A 15,166-nucleotide genomic window follows, 5' to 3' on the forward strand; every position below is an offset into this window, starting at 1 on the left:
TATTTCTTCCAGATTCACGATCCGACCACGCGCGACCGCCAGGGCAACGATATCGGTGCGTCCTATCGTTCGGCGATCTACTTTGCCGATGAGCGGCAGCGGAAAGTCGCGCTCGACACGATCGCCGACGTCGAGGCGTCCGGGCTCTGGCCGGGCCGGGTCGTGACCGAGCTCAGCCCGGTCGGTGATTTCTGGGAAGCCGAGCCGGAGCACCAGGACTATCTCGAACGCTATCCTGGCGGCTACACCTGCCACTATCCGCGCGCCGGCTGGGTCCTGCCGAAGCGTGCCGCGAAGGACGTCGGATAGCGGCAGTGGCCGACGTTCAGTCCTCGGCCATTGCTGACGGCCATCCTGCTCCGATTGAGCGACGGCAGTGTTTCGGAAAGCAGCCGCATGGCGTTCAGCGCCGTCGAACGCGGGTCTCCGCTGTATCGAACGGGTCTTAGCGAGCCAAATCGATCCCTGGACGGGCGGGCCTCGCCTTGCATTTTCCACTCGATAATCGAGGCCGCGTACCTATGCGAGCCCCAGACCACCGTCGACGGTGATCACCTGTCCGGTGACCCATTCCGATGTAGGATCAGCGATCTGCACGATTCAACGGGCGATATCATCCGGGTTTCCGCGCCGCTAGAGGGGTGTCCTTTCGCGCTTCCGCACTGCAACTGCCGCCGCTTCTTCCGATCGGCACCTTGGCACCCAGTCTGGCAAAGCCCAAGGCCGCTGCTCGGTCGATGCCAGAGCTTCCGCCCGTCACGATGATGACCTTATCGTTCAGTACATGCATGTTGTTCCTTTAGGGCAAGTATGCCCGTCGATACACACGACGCTACCCAGCCGGCCCGTGGCCGAGGCGCGTGTCGTCGGGTGTGGCCCGGTCGCCGCCTCTATAACGGGCAACCAGCGGGTCAGGCGGAGGCCATGCCAAAGTCATCGCGCCGGCGTCACGATGGGGGCCCCACTGTTCTTCACCAGGACGACCATGAACTTCGCGGCTTCGGTTCGGCTGGCGTTGCGCGAGACTGTGTGTATATCGTCCGGGGCCTCGTAGAAGGTCTGGCCCGGAGTCAGCGTGACGGTCTTGCCGCCACGCACCCCCATCACGATCGAGCCCTCCAGCACATAGACGAATGCATGCGCGTTGTGACGATGCACGGCGCTTTCTCCGCCGGGTGGGTAGTCGACCGTGATTACGGTCGCTTCCTTGCCCGGATAGTCGGCGAGTGCTTTGGTCATCAGCGGCGTCACATGTGCTTCGGGCGGCGTTTTTTGTGCGTCGGCGGCGCCGGCTGCCAACAGCAGCGCGACAGCGAGGGTTCTGAATTTCAGCATGGTTTGCTCCTTGTCGTGGGTCGGTGCGGATGGCTGATCAGGACAGGCCGGACTTTTCCAGGCCGAAGGCCTTGTCGTACGAACCGGGTACGACGCGGACGCCGACATTGACGCGGTTCCAGGCATTGATCGACATCACGAGGAAGGTCAGATCGGACAATTCCTTCTCGGACAGCTGCGCGCGGACGCGCTCATAGACGTCGTCGGACACACCTTCGGCGAGATTCCGGGTCAGGGCTTCGGTCCATTCCAGTGCAGCCCGCTCGCGGGCGCTGAACAGCGTTGACTCGCGCCAGATGGCGATATGATGCAGCCTGAGCGGACGCTCGCCGTGCAGCGTCGCTTCCTTGACGTGCATATCGACGCAGAACGCGCAGCCGTTGATCTGCGACGCCCTGATATCCACGAGATGACGGATCGACTGCTCGAACGCGGACTCGTTGAGGGCCATGCTGAATGCAAGCAATTTCTTGAACAGCTCGGGGGATTGCTTCTGGTAGTCGATGCGCTGGGTCATGATGGATACTCCTCTTATGCGCGCGCCGGCGAGCGGCTGAGCCAGTTGTGGAAACGTGTCGGTCCGATGTACGGGTTATCGCCGGCGACCAGCGATCGGTCGTCCAGCTCGCTGCCGAAATAGCGCGCATGGACGTCGGCGATGACCTCGCGTCGGTCTTGGCGGGCGGCGAGGAACTTGCGCGCCAGTTCGTCGAGCGGGTAGCGGTCCGGTCCGGCGACCTCGACGGTGCCATTCAGCGGCGTCCCGACTGCGAGATCCGCCAGCACGGCCGCGACGTCGTCCGCGGCGATGGGCTGGATCAGGGCTGGCGACAGACGAATCGTGCCGCCGTTGGCGCTCGAATCGATGATGCCCCCGATGAACTCGAAGAACTGGGTCGCGCGCAGGATCGTGTAGGGAATCGTCGACGCCTTGATCAGGTTCTCCTGGGCGACTTTTGCACGGAAGTAACCGTTGTCGGGCAGGCGATCGGTGCCGACGATCGAGAGTGCGACGTGATGCTCGACGCCCGCGACGGCTTCCGCGGCCAGCAGATTCCGGCTGGACGTCTCGAAGAATTCCAGTACAGCCCGGTCTTCGAACGAGGGCGAATTGCTCACGTCGACCACGACCTGCACGCCTGCAAGCGCTTCGGCCAGTCCTTCCCCCGTGATCGCATTGACGCCGGTGCGGGGCGATGCCGCCACCGTCTCATGCCCATCGAGACGCAGCCTGTCTACAATGTTCGATCCGATAAGGCCGGTACCGCCGATAACAACGATTTTCATGCTCTGCTCCTCGGTTGAGTGTCGATCACGTGATGACCGCGATCGATGGATGCAGTGTGCTCGGCAGCCCGACCGAAGACTTTGTCGACGCCTTGGGTTTTTCTTGGATTTGGCTTGGATGCTTGTCCAGGACCGAGATGGAGCCCTGAATGCCTCTAGTGTTTGACGACTGCGTGCTCGACCTGGACCGGCGGGAGCTCTCCCGAGTGTTCGGGATTGTTGCGACTGCGCCCAAGGTCTTCGACCTGCTGGTCTACCTGGCGGAGCACCGCGAGCGCGTCGTCAGCAGGGACGATCTGATCGCCGCCGTATGGGGCGGCCGAATCATCTCGGAATCGACCCTGGCGAGTCACATCAACGCCGTGCGCAAGGCCGTCGGCGACGACGGCCAGCAACAACGCGTGATTCGGACGATCGCCCGCAAGGGATTCCGCTTCGTCGCCGACCTGAGAGAAGCCGGGTCAGCAGAGGGCGCTGGCGCGCCCGGCGCCGGATCCGGCGAAATGCCGGCGCTAACGCCGGCCATGCCTGCCAAACCGTCCATCGCGGTCCTGCCCTTCGTGAATCTGAGCGGGGATCCGGAGCAGGACTATCTGGCCGACGGCGTGGTCGAAGACATCATCGCGGCTTTGTCGCAGTATCGCTGGCTTTTCGTCGTCGCGCGCAATTCGAGCTTCACCTACAAGGGTCGCGCCGTGGACGTGAAACAGGTCGGCCGCGAGCTGGGCGTCCGCTACGTGCTGGAAGGTAGCTGGCGCAAAGCCGACAATCGTGTGCGCATCACCGGCCAGCTGATCGATGCCACCACCGGTTCGCACCAGTGGGCCGGCCGCTTCCAAGGGGTACTCGGAGACATCTTTGCGCTGCAGGATCAGATCACCGAGACCGTGGTCGGCGCGATCGCTCCCCAGCTCGAGCGCGCGGAAATCGAGCGTGCGCGGCACAAGCCGACCGAAAGCCTCGACGCCTACGATTACTACCTGCGCGGAATGGCTTGGCTGCATCACGGAACCCGGGAGGCGATCAACCAGGCGCTGCCGCTCTTCCACAGGGCCATCGAGTGCGATCCCGAATTCGCGTCGGCCTACGCGATGGCAGCGTGGTGCCACTGCTGGCGGAAGATCAACGGCTGGATGACCGATCGTCCGCGGGAAATGGCCGAGGGCGTCCGACTGGCTCGCCGGGCCGTCGAATTGGGCAAGGACGATGCGGTCGCGCTAACCCGATGCGGGCACGCGCTTGGCCATCTTGACCGCGACCTTTCCGGCGGCATCGCCTTGCTGGACAAGGCGCTCGTGCTCAATCCCAACCTTGCGGCGGCGTGGTTCCTCGGCGCATTCCTCAGACTCTGGCACGGCGAAACGGAAGAAGCCGTCGAGCACTTTGCGCATGCCATGCGTTTGAGCCCTCTCGACCCGGAGCTCTATAAGATGCAGGCCGGCATGGCGGCCGCGCATCTCTTCATGGGGCACTTCGATACGGCTTCATCATGGGCGGAGAAGGCATTGCGGGAATTGCCCAGCCTGCTGCTCGTCGCTGCCACCCTCGCGGCAAGCCTTGCGCTCGCCGGACGGACTGCCGAAGCGCAGCGCGCCGTGGGCCATCTGCGCGAACTCGACCCCGGGTTGCGCCTCTCCAATCTCGCGGACTGGCTACCGATCCACCGGCCGGAGAATCTCGCCACCTTGATGGAAGGTCTGCGAAGAGCAGGGCTGCCGAAATAAATGGGTGCCGCAGCGGTTATCGTGAAGGAATGCAGCAGCGCCGATCGTCCTGAATGACCACTCGTGGCCGATAGTTCGGGTCGGCATCTTCCCCCATAGCAGCCAGTCGTCACGAGTTAAAGAATCAGGCTCCGATCAATAGCAAGGAGTCTGTCATGGAAGCCCGCGAACATCGGGAAGCCTGGAACAAGGGAAAGCTGGTTGGCCAGAAGGCGCCGCTCAAGCCCAAAGACATCTGGGCCATACGCATCCATCTGCAGAACGCCCACGAGGTGCGCGACCTCGCTATGTTCAACCTTGCGATAGACAGCAAGCTCCGAGGCTGTGACCTGGTCAGCCTGCGCGTTCGCGACGTGACGCACGGAAGTCAGGTGCTCTCGCGCGCGATGGTCGTCCAGAGGAAGACGCAGCGACCTGTTCAGTTCGAACTGACCGAGCCGACGCGCACGGCGGTGTCAGCCTGGATCGCAAAGGCCGGCTTGAGGCCAGATGACTTCCTCTTCCCAAGCCGGCTGCACGGTTCACCGCATGTTTCCACCCGCCAGTATGCGAGGATCGTCGAGCACTGGGTCATCGCCGCCGGGCTGGACCCTTCTGCCTACGGCACGCACTCAATGCGGCGTACGAAGGCGGCGTTGATCTACAAGCGCACGAAGAACCTTCGGGCCGTTCAACTCCTACTTGGGCATTCTAAGCTGGACTATCTCCCGCGCCGGACTATGTCCCGTGATCGTGATACGGGTTGGAACATCATGGGTCGGTGCTCAGCGCACGGTACATAGCGACACTCCTTGTAGGCACTACTGCCTGCAGCAAGGAGAAAGTCATGGAACCGTCGTATGAGAGCGCTGTGGTGCTTGTCTGCCGGGCCACTGGCCCGCTTGCCGGACATCTTGGCGCGTTTGTCGCATCGTTGATCGACCAACAGTACGCAGCGAGCGTCGTCCACATCAAGGCGCGGCACGCAGTGTCGTTCGACCGTTGGCTTGCAAAGCATGGCGTGGCGTTGGCTGAGCTCTGCGAAACTCACATCGAGCAGTACCAGCGCCGCCGGCGACGTTGTCACCGGCGCATCCGCGCCGAGACCCGGCGCCGCGAGTGCTATGAAGTAACTGACCTGCTGCGATTCTTGCGCGGTCACGGTGTATGCGAAGTTGCCCGCATCGTCGCCACACCGGCGGACGAACTTGCTGCCCGTTTTGGACAGCACCTTCGGAATCACCAAGGCTTGGCCGCCGCGACGATCGAGTGCTACACAACTGTCGCACGGGAGTTCCTCTCTGAGCTCTTCGGACGCGACAGGGTCGATCTGCGCGTGCTGCGCGCCGCCGATGTAATCGAGTTCGTGCAATGCCGAACCAAACGCATGCAGCCGCCGTCCCTGAAGCGTGTCGTGAACGGAATGCGTTCGCTCCTTCGCTACGCGCAGTATCGTGGCGAGGTGGGCCCCGGACTCGTTGCATCCGTGCCATCCGTGGCCACCTGGACCACCACGCCACGGCTGCCCAAGGCCATATCGCCCGCTCATGCGCAACGTGCAATCGACAGCTGCGACATCAGCACTGCAATCGGCCGGCGCGACCGCGCGGTGTTGCTGCTCTTGGCCCGTTTGGGGTTGCGCGCTCACGAGATCATCGCGCTGACGCTCGAAGATTGCGACTGGGACACAGGGCACCTGCGAGTGCGAGGCAAGGGTGGGCGAGAGTGCCTTTTGCCAATGCCCGCCGATGTCGGCGAGGCCATCGCTGTGTATCTCGAACGTGGGCGGCCCACCAGCACAGACCGGCACCTGTTCCTGCGCTCTATGGCGCCGATCCGTGGCCTGCTGGAAGGCTCCGACGGGATCGGCTCCATCGTGCGCTACGCGCTCCGGCGCGGCGAGGTCAATGCACCCCACCGCGGGTCGCACCAGTTCCGGCACGCCTTGGCCGTGCGCATGCTGCAAGGTGGTGCCTCGCTCTCCGAGATCGGCGAGGTCTTGCGCCATCGCAGCCCACAGAGTACGTCCATTTATGCCAGGGTGGACATCAAGTCACTACGGTCCTTGGCCTTGCCCTGGCCAGGAGGTGCACGATGAACACGCTTCGTGAGACCTTGCAGGGCTACCTTGCACTGCGCCGTGGTCTGGGCTTCAAGATGCACGACGCCCGCCTTCTGCTGCCACGGTTCGTCGCCTTTATGGATGAGCGTCAGGCACACCACATCACCGTCCAACTGGCTCTGGAGTGGGCGCAACAGTCCAAGAACGTTCAACCTGCGGAGTGGGCGCGACGTCTAGGCTTCGTGCGCGGCTTCGCTCGCTACTGCAGCATCACAGACGCCCTCACCGAGGTTCCTCCGCCGGAGCTGTTGCCGCACCGATCGACCCGCGCCAGGCCCTACCTGTACACCGAGTTGGAAGTGCAACGCTTGCTGGATGCGGCACTGAAGCTGCCGACGAAATGGCCGTCGACGCCCTTGCGGCCATGGGTGTTTTACTGCCTTCTGGGATTGCTCTGCATCACGGGGTTAAGGATCTCCGAGGCACTCGATCTGAAACTTGACGACGTCGATCTCAATCAAGACTTGCTGACGATTCGGGCTGCCAAGCTTGGCCGATCTCGGCTGGTACCCACCCATCCGAGCACACGCACGGTGCTCGCCGACTACCTTGAGCGTCGCGAACAGTTCCTGGGACCGCGCGGTTCTGCCTACGTGTTTGTCTCCAACCGTGGCACCCGGCTGGACCTTGGCCGAGTTCATCGAGCCTTCTACGCGCTGTCGCGGCAAACCGGCCTGCGCGCGCCCGGCGCAAGCAAAGGCCCCAGGCTGCATGACTTGAGGCATCGTCTTGCCGTCCAGGTGCTCACGCGTTGGTACGAGGCTGGAGAGGATCCGGCGCGGCGACTGCCGGTTCTGTCGACCTACCTCGGGCACGTGTGCGTGGCAGACACTTACTGGTATCTGAGTAGCTGCCCCGAGCTGATGGCGCAGGCGATGGCGCGACTGGAGCGGCGCTGGGGAGAGTCATCATGAGGAGCCAGGCGAGCTTTGCCCCGCTGCTGGAAGGCTTCTTCACACAGCGGCTAATGCAGCAGCGTCAAGCCAGTGCCCACACGATCGCCTCCTACCGCGACACGTTCCGGCTACTACTGCAGTTCGTGCAGAAACGACTTCACAAGGCACCTTCGACGCTGGAGATGGAGGACATAGATGCTCCACTGGTCGTTGCCTTCCTCGACGAGATGGAGAAGGTCCGCGCCGTGACCGCCAGAACACGCAACCTACGCCTGACGGCAATCCACTCGTTCTTCCGCTACGCGGCGTTCGAGGCACCCGTCCATGCCGCGCAGATCCAGCGCGTGCTGGCCATTCCAGCCAAGCGTTTCACGCGTACCTTGGTCCCGTTCCTGAATCGACAAGAGGTCGATGCGTTACTCGCTGCGCCGGATCAGCGCACATGGTCAGGGCGCCGCGATCACGCGCTTATTCTGCTGGCGGTGCAGACAGGGTTGCGCCTGTCGGAGCTAACCAGCCTTCGGCAGGAGGATCTGCATCTGGGGTGCGGCGCGCACGTGCGCGTAGTCGGAAAGGGGCGTAAGGAGCGGTGTACGCCGCTGAGCAAGAACACCCGAGCCGTCCTGGCTGCCTGGGTGAGAGAGCCAGTCAGGGCACCCGCTCAGCCGTTGTTCCCGAACGCGAGAGGCGGGCAATTGAGCGCCCATGGCGTGCACTACCTGTTGGCCAAACACGTTGCCGTCGCTACCGACGCCTGCCCATCGCTGAAGCATAAACGGGTGAGTCCTCATGTGCTTCGGCACACGACGGCAATGGACCTCCTCCGCGAAGGTGCCGAGCAGTGCGTGATCGCGTTGTGGCTCGGTCATGAGTCGATCGAGACGACGCAGATCTACCTGGATGCCAACCTTGAGTTGAAGCAGCGGGTTCTGGACATGGCCACACCTCCCGAGGGCAAACCCGGCAGGTATCGACCCGACGATCGCCTGTTGGCCTTCCTGAAGAGTCTGTAGCCGTGCCGATTATGTCCCGCAGGAGTCACACGCCCCTTCGTCACCAGGGGGCAGGCGGCGCAGCGGGACATAGTCCGGCGCGGGAGATAGTCCAGCCTATTGCCAGCTGGCAATAGACTTGAGTCGACGGTCCGCTACCTCGGCATCGAGGTCGATGATGCATTGGAGATCTCTGAGCAGATAGAGATCTGACCCAACTGCGGCCGCTCGTCAAACCGCCTCAAGGCGGCAAGCGGCCGCTTTCGGCTGCATCGTCGAGAGGGATGTATCGGCCACAACCGGCCGGTCGCCGTTTTTCCGCAAAGCTGACGTTGGGAGGGGCTGCACGCCCGTAAGCTGTCGTTGGCTTGGGTGAGCGACTTTCCGCTTACGACAGACAGCTTTCTGAGCGCTCCAGACCTTAGCCATCGCCTTGCCGAGTTCTCAGCCCGGCCATGACCTGCCGTTGGAGATCCGGCCAGGATTTCCCTCGCTGGATCGTCTTGGGTGATCGGTTTGCGGCGGCCAACTTGACCCCCGGATTGGCTCGACCCGGCCAGTAGCGGCCGGTCGTCGCAAACCAGCGTCCGACCGCTCCGGAATGTTGCTGACGCTCAGAATTCGCAGGTTGAACGACCGCTAAGGGCAAAACTGGCCGTTCATATCTTGACAGCGTATCCGTTTATGGTGGCGTCGGCCACGGTCTGCTTGTCGATGATGACTAGGCCCAGCGGCGGTTGCACGTTGTTCCTCAAGGGTTGAAGGGCGAGGGTTCCAGGAAGCTCCAACGCAGCGGCTGGTTCAGCGGCGTGGCGCGCCAGCGCTCGACCGTGAACTCGATCCACCGGCCGGTGCCCCCGGTGTGCTCAATGCCGTCGGCCACATCGAAGCAGACCCGTGCGAGGCCCGTCAGCTGCAATTGGCGGGCCCCGTCGACATCGGGCAGCACCAGGCCGCAGCGCGGCTCGACTTCCAGGTTGCCCAACGTGTTGAACATGCTGTTGCCGTGGTAGTCGGGGATGCGCAGCACCTGGCCGCACCGTCGTACGAATCCGGGCCGCCCGCCGCGGTGCGACACGTCGGCCTCGCCGGCGGGGCCCAGGCTGGCTGGCGATGAACAGCGTGTCGGCGGCATCGATCCAGGCCGCCACGGTGTCGTCTAGCACGGCCCCTGCGGCTGGCACGGCAGGTGAGGCCTCCTCGTCAGTCGCCACGGCCTCGGGCTGGCGCTTCTGGATGTACCGGGGGCACACCGGAAACGCCTGCCCCACGATTACCTCAAGGCGATTGGCTGACACCAAGCCCACATGGCCATTGACGCGCAGACGCCGCCGCTTCTGCAATTCGATGAGCAGCACGGCCACGGACTGGCCGGTATGCAGATCACAGAGCGGCGCCATGGTTGCCAGGTGGTCGTGCGGGTCGTCGAGCGCCATGCACAGGCGATCGAGCTCCTCGCTGGCCTGCACGAAACCGGCCTCGCCCGCCAGCAGGCTGGCATGGACGGCCCCCGAGTTGTCGGCCGCGCCGATGACACACCACTGCTGCTGGCCCACGAACGCACGGGCCGCCGCGGGCACGCGCGGGCTGATGTTGCGGCTGTTGATCAGCGCGGTGGCACGCTCACCGGTCCGCTCTTGGACCAAGCGTTCGCCGCGGTGGAAGTGGGTATCGTCCATATGTGATCCCAGGCTGCAGGGTCAGAAGGTCACGAGCCGGTGGCCGGCGTCCAGGTGGCGCGACAGGTCGAGCACGCCCGACGTGCCCGGGATGGACTTGTCAAGCACGAGGGTGACGCCCGTCGGTGCCAGGCCTGCGCCGGCACCGAACACATCGGCGCAGCCGCCGCACGCCACGATGCGGTCCAGCACGGCCACGTACAACGCGTGGGCGGAGTGCTCGGGCAGCGCCAGTTCGGCGGGCCGGCGGACACCAGCACCCTGGAAGACGAGGTCGAAATCCTGCTTTTTCTCCTTCAGCGCGTAGGCGAGGAAGAGCGCGTTGAAGACGCGGCCCAAGGCCTCTTCGCTGCCGGCCTTGGGATCGGAGAAGACGACGATGACTGTTTTCATGGAGCAATCCTTTTAAGGGGCGGCGATGGGTGAAAGAAGCTTGGGGTGTGCCGCCCTGACAGGAATCTATCCATCCACCGAACAGAGATAAATTCCGAAAAACTGACTTTATTGCTGCAAAATTCGCAGTAGTCAAAGGGATGCCATGGACCGTCTGCATGCCATCGAGGTCTTTCTCGAAATCGCCGAGCGCGGCAGCCTGACCCGGGCGGCCGATGCCATGTCGCTGTCGCTGCCCAGCGTCGTGCGCACGCTGGCAGCGCTGGAGAGCCACCTGGGCGTGCGCCTGTTCAACCGCAACACGCGGCGCGTGGCCATCACCGACGAGGGGCGGGCCTACCGCGAGCATGCGCTGGCCATCCGCGCCGCGGTGGCCGAGTCCGAGCAGGCGATGCGCCAGAACCAGGCCGAGCCTGCGGGCAGCATCACGATGACGGCCTCGGTCAAGTTCGGCGAGCTGCACGTGGCCCCTCTGGTGGCCAGCTACCTGCAGCGCTACCCGCGCGTGGAGGTGCAGTTGCTGCTGCTGGACCGGGTGGTCAACCTCGTTCGGCGGCGTGGGCGACCCCGGCATGTGGGAGTTTCTGAGCAACGGCCGACGCGAGCGCGTCAAGGTCGGCGGACGCCTGGCCTGCAACACCGTCGGCGCGAACCTGGCCGCCTGCATCGCCGGCCAGGGCTTCCGCCGCTTCCTGCACTACCAGGTGCTGGAGGCCTGCGAGCGCGGGGACTTGGTGCCCGTTCTGCAGAGCCACGCGCCACAGGCGCGCCCTCTGTCCCTGGTCTACCCGCGCAACCGGCATGGCTCGGTGCGCTTGTCCACGTTGGTGGAACACCTATGTGGACCACTGCGCGAGCGCTTGGATGGCTCGCGCGCGGCAGGGGCGTGACGGGCGCGCGGGACGCCCCTCTGCCTCCAACGCAGCGGCCAGCCGCTCAAGCAAGGGCTTGTGTGCGGCTCGCCTGCGTGGGGTAGTCGGTATAACCCTCGGCCCCCTGGCTGTAGTACGTCGCCATCACGTCCTGGTTCAGGGGCGCGCCTTCGCGCAGGCGCTGAACCAGATCGGGGTTCGCCAGAAAGGGGCGCCCAAAGCTGATCGCATCGGCCAGCCCGCTGTCGAGGTCGGCCCTGGCGCGCGCTATTGTGTAGTCGCTGTTGAGTACCAGCGCTCCTTTGAAATGCCTGCGAATCTGTGGAGACAGGCGAGGCACATCGGTGGCGCCGAAAGTCCCGTCCGGGCCAGGTTCTCGCAGTTCCAAGAAGGCGATACCAATGGCGTTCAGGATGTCCGCTGCCGCCGTGAACAGTGGCGCCGGATGGCTGTCGTCCACGCCGTAGCTCTCGCCATTGGGAGACAGGCGAACCGCCGTGCGATCAGCGCCCACTGCGTTGGCAACGGCCTGTGTGACCAGGCCTAGCAAGCGCACGCGGTTCTCGATGCTACCGCCGTATTCGTCCGCCCGGGCATTGGTTCCGTCCCGCAAGAATTGATCGATCAGTTGGCCGTTGGCGGCGTGGATCTGAACGCCATCGAAGCCTGCGGCCATCGCGTTGTTTGCCGCGGTCACGTAGTCGGAGATCAGACCGGGGATCTCCTCTGCCGTCAGTGGTCTGGCGATTTCGAATGGCTTCTTGCCTTCATAGGTGTGCGCATCTCCCAGCATGGCCGTGGCACTGGCCGACACAGGCTGGTGGCCCGTCACAGCCGAATGGGCCATGCGGCCCATGTGCCACAGCTGCGCGAAGATCAGCCCGCCCTTGGCATGCACCGCGTGCGTGACAGGCTTCCACGCTGTGACTTGCTCTGCGGACCACAGTCCCGGCACATAGGGCCAGCCAACAGCCTGGCGCGAAATGCCAGTGGCCTCCCCGATGATCAGACCGGCCGAGGCACGCTGCGCATAGTAGTCGGCCATGATGGGCGTCGGCACATGGTCTCGGGTGGCGCGCGCCCGGGTCAGTGGCGCCATGAAGGTGCGGTTGGAGGCCTTGAGGGCACCCAGCGCGATGGGATCAAAAAGTGTCGGCATGGAAGTTCTCGTAAGGTATTGGGAGTTCATTCATTGACCTGGAGGCCTTCGGCTTCCAATGCCGCGCGCACACTCGCCCGCCGTTCCATGCGTGCCATGAATTTCTGGATGCATGCGTAACCCGTGATGTCGATCTTTATCCGCAGCGGCCATGAAAGGACGTTGTACAGGTACGCATCAGCGACCGAGAACTGCGCGCCCAGAACGTAGTCGTTCCTGGACAGGTGCTCTTCGATGTATTCGAACTTGCTGGTCAGGTTGCCATCCGCGAACCGCTTCTTCGTCGCTTCGTCGAGGAAGGGCGAGAACATCACCGCCATGCTCTTGTGCAGGTCGCTGGCCACGAAGTTGAGCCACTCCAGCGCGGTGTAGCGCTCCCGGGTTCCGAACAATGGAAGGAGCCTGGCGTCCGGATGCTTGTCTGCGATCCATTGCAGGATGACGGCACCTTCGGTGAGGAGGTCGCCGTCGTCCAGCTTGAGCGCGGGTACGAAGCCCTTGGGCGTCACCTGAAAGTAGTCGCCTTCGACCGTGGTCTTCGTCTTGAAGTCGACCTTCACCAGATCGAATGTCTGCCCGGCCTCGTACAAGGCGATCTGGGATGCGAGCCCGCAAGAGCCGGGCGAATAATAGAGTTTCATCGTCATAGATCCGTCGTTACGTGGTTGGATGGCTTATCGAGAGTTCGCCGGCCGCAATGCATCGAAATCGCTCGCGTCATGGCGCTCGCGCAGGAATTCACCGGGCACTCCGGAGATACGGTTGACAACCCGGCCCCGTGCTACGGCAGGCCGCGCGGCGATCGACTGGTACCAACGGAGCAGGTGCGTGTAGTGCTCGACGGCCAGAAATTCGTGTGTGTTGTAGACCCCGTACAGGCTGCCGGGGTACCACGGCCAGACCGCCATGTCGGCAATCGTGTACTGGTCGCCGGCGAGGAACTCATGCGAGGCCAGGTGCGTGTCCAACACGTGGAGCTGGCGCTTGGTTTCCATCGCATAGCGGTCGATCGCATATTCGATCTTGAATGGCGCATAGGCGTAGAAGTGGCCCAGGCCGCCGCCGACGAAGGGCGCCGACCCCATCTGCCACATTAGCCAGTTGAACGTCTCGGTCCGCGCCCGGCGCTCCGTCGGCAGGAACGCGCCGAAGCGCTCCGCTAGGTACACCAGGATCGAGCCACTCTCGAACACGCGCGTGGCCGGGTCGGTCGACTGGTCCATTAGCGCCGGGATCTTGGCGTTGGGATTGAGGCCGACGAAGCCGTTGCCGAACTGGTCCCCCTTGAAGATGTCGATCAGCCAGGCGTCGTACTCAGCACCGGCATGCCCTGCCGCCAGCAACTCCTCCAGCATGATCGTCACCTTCTGACCATTGGGTGTCCCCTGCGAATAGAGCTGGATCGGGTGTTTGCCAACCGGCAATTCGCACTCGAACCGGGCACCCGACTCGGGGCGGTTGATGCTGGCGAACGCACCGGCATAGGCGGTCTTGGGATGCCAGATTTTGGGCGGCACGTAGCCTGCGGGTTGATTGTCGAAAGAGGGCTCGGTCATTGGTTTTCTCCTATAAAGATCCAGGTGAAACAAAGGTCTGCCATCCGCGCATGTGATTGATGAAGCGCTCGCTTAATCCGCCCGAGCGCAGGTATCCCGCCGGCACCGGCATGCGCGGGCAGTCGAATTGCGGGTTGGCTTGGACTTGCAACGGGAAGTCCCGCTGAAGGATGCTGGCGCGGCCGATCAGCACGAAGTCGCAGCCTTCGTCCAGTAGTTGCCCGCAGCGCTGGGCGCTCATGATCTTGCCTGCTGTCCCCACGCGCACGCCCTTGCGGGGAAGGTCGGTGAAGACGCTGAGCATCAATTTGCCCTGGAACCGTCCATCCTGGACGATCTGGGCAGAGTCCCACAGCGCGAGGTCCAGATAGTCGATTAGCTCCCGGTCGAGGATGTGGGCGGTGATCTCGCGCAGCTCCTCCAGTTGCAGCCCATAGCGCTCGATCGACAGGCGCCAGCCGATCTGGAAATCGGGCCCGCAGGCACGCCGAATACCTTCGAGGACCTCCAGCGTGAGACGAGCCCTGTTCTCGACGCTGCCGCCGTACTTGTCGGTGCGGTCGTTGAGACAGGGGGACATGAACTCTGACAGGATCCAACCGAACGCGCCGCGGGCAGCCACGCCATTGAAGCCCGCCTCCTCCGCGCGCAGTGCGGCGGTGATGAAGCTGTCTCGGATGCGCTCGACTTCTTGCGTCGTCAGCGCCTTGACGCCTGGCAGCGTGTTGCTGGAGGCTGGCGCGGGGATGCCCCCCAGCAGCGGATTGGCTCGATGTCCGGCATGGTGCAGTTGCACCGCCGACAGGGTGTTGCCCATGCGCAGCGACGTGGCCAGCTTAGTCAGGCCCGGCAGATGGGCGTCGCAGTGGATGCCCAGCTGGCGCGCGAAGGCAATGCCACCCGCTTCCACGGTTGTGGCGCAGGTTTGGGCCAGGCCGTAGCCACCTTCCGCGATCTGCTCCATCCAGTGATGGTCGAACTCGGACGCGGTACCGTCGATTTCGCTTTGCTGGTTGGTGAGCGGTGCCAGCATGAAACGGTTCCGCATGGCAGGGCCGTGCAGCAGGGTGAGCGGCTTGAAGAGATCTGAAACGGACATGAAGAATCTCCAATGAAGTGGGGGCCGGAGAGGGTCGGCAAGCCGCCCCTGGAGGCGCGACCCGGCAGTGACC

17 protein-coding genes and 1 pseudogene are annotated in these 15,166 nt (G+C 63.8%); 9 read left to right on the forward strand and 9 right to left on the reverse strand.

The features are described 5' to 3' along the window. The coding region (locus AC3A35_RS14815; protein ID WP_487436916.1) for a peptide-methionine (S)-S-oxide reductase at window positions 1-309 on the forward strand (309 nt) is incomplete at its 5' end. Window positions 310-933: 624 nt separating this feature from the next. Here AC3A35_RS14815 and AC3A35_RS14820 read toward each other — a convergent pair. Genes AC3A35_RS14820 through AC3A35_RS14830 form a run of 3 tightly spaced genes read right to left on the reverse strand, consistent with a single transcriptional unit; the run spans window position 934 to window position 2,622 of the window. Continuing rightward, window positions 934-1,335: a cupin domain-containing protein gene (locus AC3A35_RS14820; protein WP_487436917.1), complete on the reverse strand. Its 402-nt coding sequence runs from the start codon at window positions 1,333-1,335 to the stop codon at window positions 934-936. A 37-nt stretch (window positions 1,336-1,372) separates the two neighbouring features. Continuing rightward, window positions 1,373-1,852 carry a carboxymuconolactone decarboxylase family protein gene (locus AC3A35_RS14825; protein WP_487436918.1) on the reverse strand — a complete coding sequence of 160 codons (480 nt, stop codon included), beginning with the start codon at window positions 1,850-1,852 and terminating at the stop codon, window positions 1,373-1,375. Between the two features lie 14 nt (window positions 1,853-1,866). Then, on the reverse strand, window positions 1,867-2,622 hold the full coding sequence (locus tag AC3A35_RS14830; protein ID WP_487436919.1) for an SDR family oxidoreductase: 756 nt from the start codon (window positions 2,620-2,622) through the stop codon (window positions 1,867-1,869). Between the two features lie 173 nt (window positions 2,623-2,795). Here AC3A35_RS14830 and AC3A35_RS14835 point away from each other — a divergent pair, with 173 nt between their 5' ends. The 5 genes from AC3A35_RS14835 (at window position 2,796) to AC3A35_RS14855 (ending at window position 8,356) form a co-directional block, all read left to right on the forward strand. Next, complete coding sequence (locus AC3A35_RS14835) at window positions 2,796-4,346, forward strand: winged helix-turn-helix domain-containing tetratricopeptide repeat protein (RefSeq protein WP_487436920.1); 1,551 nt, start codon at window positions 2,796-2,798, stop codon at window positions 4,344-4,346. 155 nt (window positions 4,347-4,501) lie between these two features. Continuing rightward, window positions 4,502-5,128 carry a tyrosine-type recombinase/integrase gene (locus tag AC3A35_RS14840; protein WP_487436921.1) on the forward strand — a complete coding sequence of 209 codons (627 nt, stop codon included), beginning with the start codon at window positions 4,502-4,504 and terminating at the stop codon, window positions 5,126-5,128. Between the two features lie 44 nt (window positions 5,129-5,172). Further along, window positions 5,173-6,423: a tyrosine-type recombinase/integrase gene (locus AC3A35_RS14845; RefSeq protein WP_487436922.1), complete on the forward strand. Its 1,251-nt coding sequence runs from the start codon at window positions 5,173-5,175 to the stop codon at window positions 6,421-6,423. Then, a complete protein-coding gene (locus AC3A35_RS14850; RefSeq protein WP_487436923.1) occupies window positions 6,420-7,361 on the forward strand; it encodes a tyrosine-type recombinase/integrase in 942 nt (313 codons plus the stop codon). Before AC3A35_RS14845 ends, AC3A35_RS14850 begins: the two co-directional genes overlap by 4 nt. After that, on the forward strand, window positions 7,358-8,356 hold the full coding sequence (locus AC3A35_RS14855) for a site-specific integrase (RefSeq protein ID WP_487436924.1): 999 nt from the start codon (window positions 7,358-7,360) through the stop codon (window positions 8,354-8,356). The genes AC3A35_RS14850 and AC3A35_RS14855 overlap by 4 nt, the downstream gene beginning before the upstream one ends. 730 nt (window positions 8,357-9,086) lie before the next feature. On the opposite strand, the gene AC3A35_RS14860 is transcribed toward AC3A35_RS14855, so the two are convergent. After that, window positions 9,087-9,365, reverse strand: a complete 279-nt coding sequence (locus AC3A35_RS14860; protein WP_487436925.1) for a hypothetical protein — start codon at window positions 9,363-9,365, stop codon at window positions 9,087-9,089. A gap of 277 nt (window positions 9,366-9,642) precedes the next feature. Between AC3A35_RS14860 and AC3A35_RS14865 the strand changes: the two genes are divergently transcribed. Continuing rightward, window positions 9,643-10,020, forward strand: coding sequence for a hypothetical protein (locus AC3A35_RS14865; RefSeq protein WP_487436926.1), 378 nt, complete (start codon window positions 9,643-9,645; stop codon window positions 10,018-10,020). 15 nt (window positions 10,021-10,035) lie between these two features. On the opposite strand, the gene AC3A35_RS14870 is transcribed toward AC3A35_RS14865, so the two are convergent. Further along, the gene (locus AC3A35_RS14870; RefSeq protein WP_487436927.1) at window positions 10,036-10,407 is read right to left on the reverse strand and encodes a DsrE family protein; all 372 of its coding nucleotides are present in this window, start codon (window positions 10,405-10,407) and stop codon (window positions 10,036-10,038) included. Between the two features lie 145 nt (window positions 10,408-10,552). Between AC3A35_RS14870 and AC3A35_RS14875 the strand changes: the two are divergent. Further along, a pseudogene (locus AC3A35_RS14875) lies at window positions 10,553-10,729 on the forward strand (helix-turn-helix domain-containing protein); the annotation flags it as partial. A 250-nt stretch (window positions 10,730-10,979) separates the two neighbouring features. Continuing rightward, complete coding sequence (locus AC3A35_RS14880; RefSeq protein WP_487436928.1) at window positions 10,980-11,297, forward strand: LysR substrate-binding domain-containing protein; 318 nt, start codon at window positions 10,980-10,982, stop codon at window positions 11,295-11,297. A 46-nt stretch (window positions 11,298-11,343) separates the two neighbouring features. Here the strand turns inward: AC3A35_RS14880 and AC3A35_RS14885 are convergent, their stop codons facing one another. From AC3A35_RS14885 to AC3A35_RS14900, 4 genes are read right to left on the reverse strand one after another with little or no spacing between them, the layout of a single operon-like run. Further along, window positions 11,344-12,438 (reverse strand): alkene reductase, encoded by a 1,095-nt coding sequence (locus AC3A35_RS14885; protein WP_487436929.1) that lies wholly within the window; start codon window positions 12,436-12,438, stop codon window positions 11,344-11,346. Between the two features lie 26 nt (window positions 12,439-12,464). Then, on the reverse strand, window positions 12,465-13,079 hold the full coding sequence (gene gstA / locus AC3A35_RS14890; RefSeq protein ID WP_487436930.1) for a glutathione transferase GstA: 615 nt from the start codon (window positions 13,077-13,079) through the stop codon (window positions 12,465-12,467). Window positions 13,080-13,112: 33 nt separating this feature from the next. Further along, window positions 13,113-13,994, reverse strand: coding sequence for a glutathione-dependent disulfide-bond oxidoreductase (gene yghU / locus AC3A35_RS14895; RefSeq protein WP_487436931.1), 882 nt, complete (start codon window positions 13,992-13,994; stop codon window positions 13,113-13,115). A gap of 10 nt (window positions 13,995-14,004) precedes the next feature. After that, on the reverse strand, window positions 14,005-15,093 hold the full coding sequence (locus tag AC3A35_RS14900; RefSeq protein ID WP_487436932.1) for an NADH:flavin oxidoreductase: 1,089 nt from the start codon (window positions 15,091-15,093) through the stop codon (window positions 14,005-14,007). Between the last annotated feature and the right edge of the window lie 73 nt (window positions 15,094-15,166).

The organism is Azoarcus sp. Soil_N_20 (genome assembly GCF_057656155.1).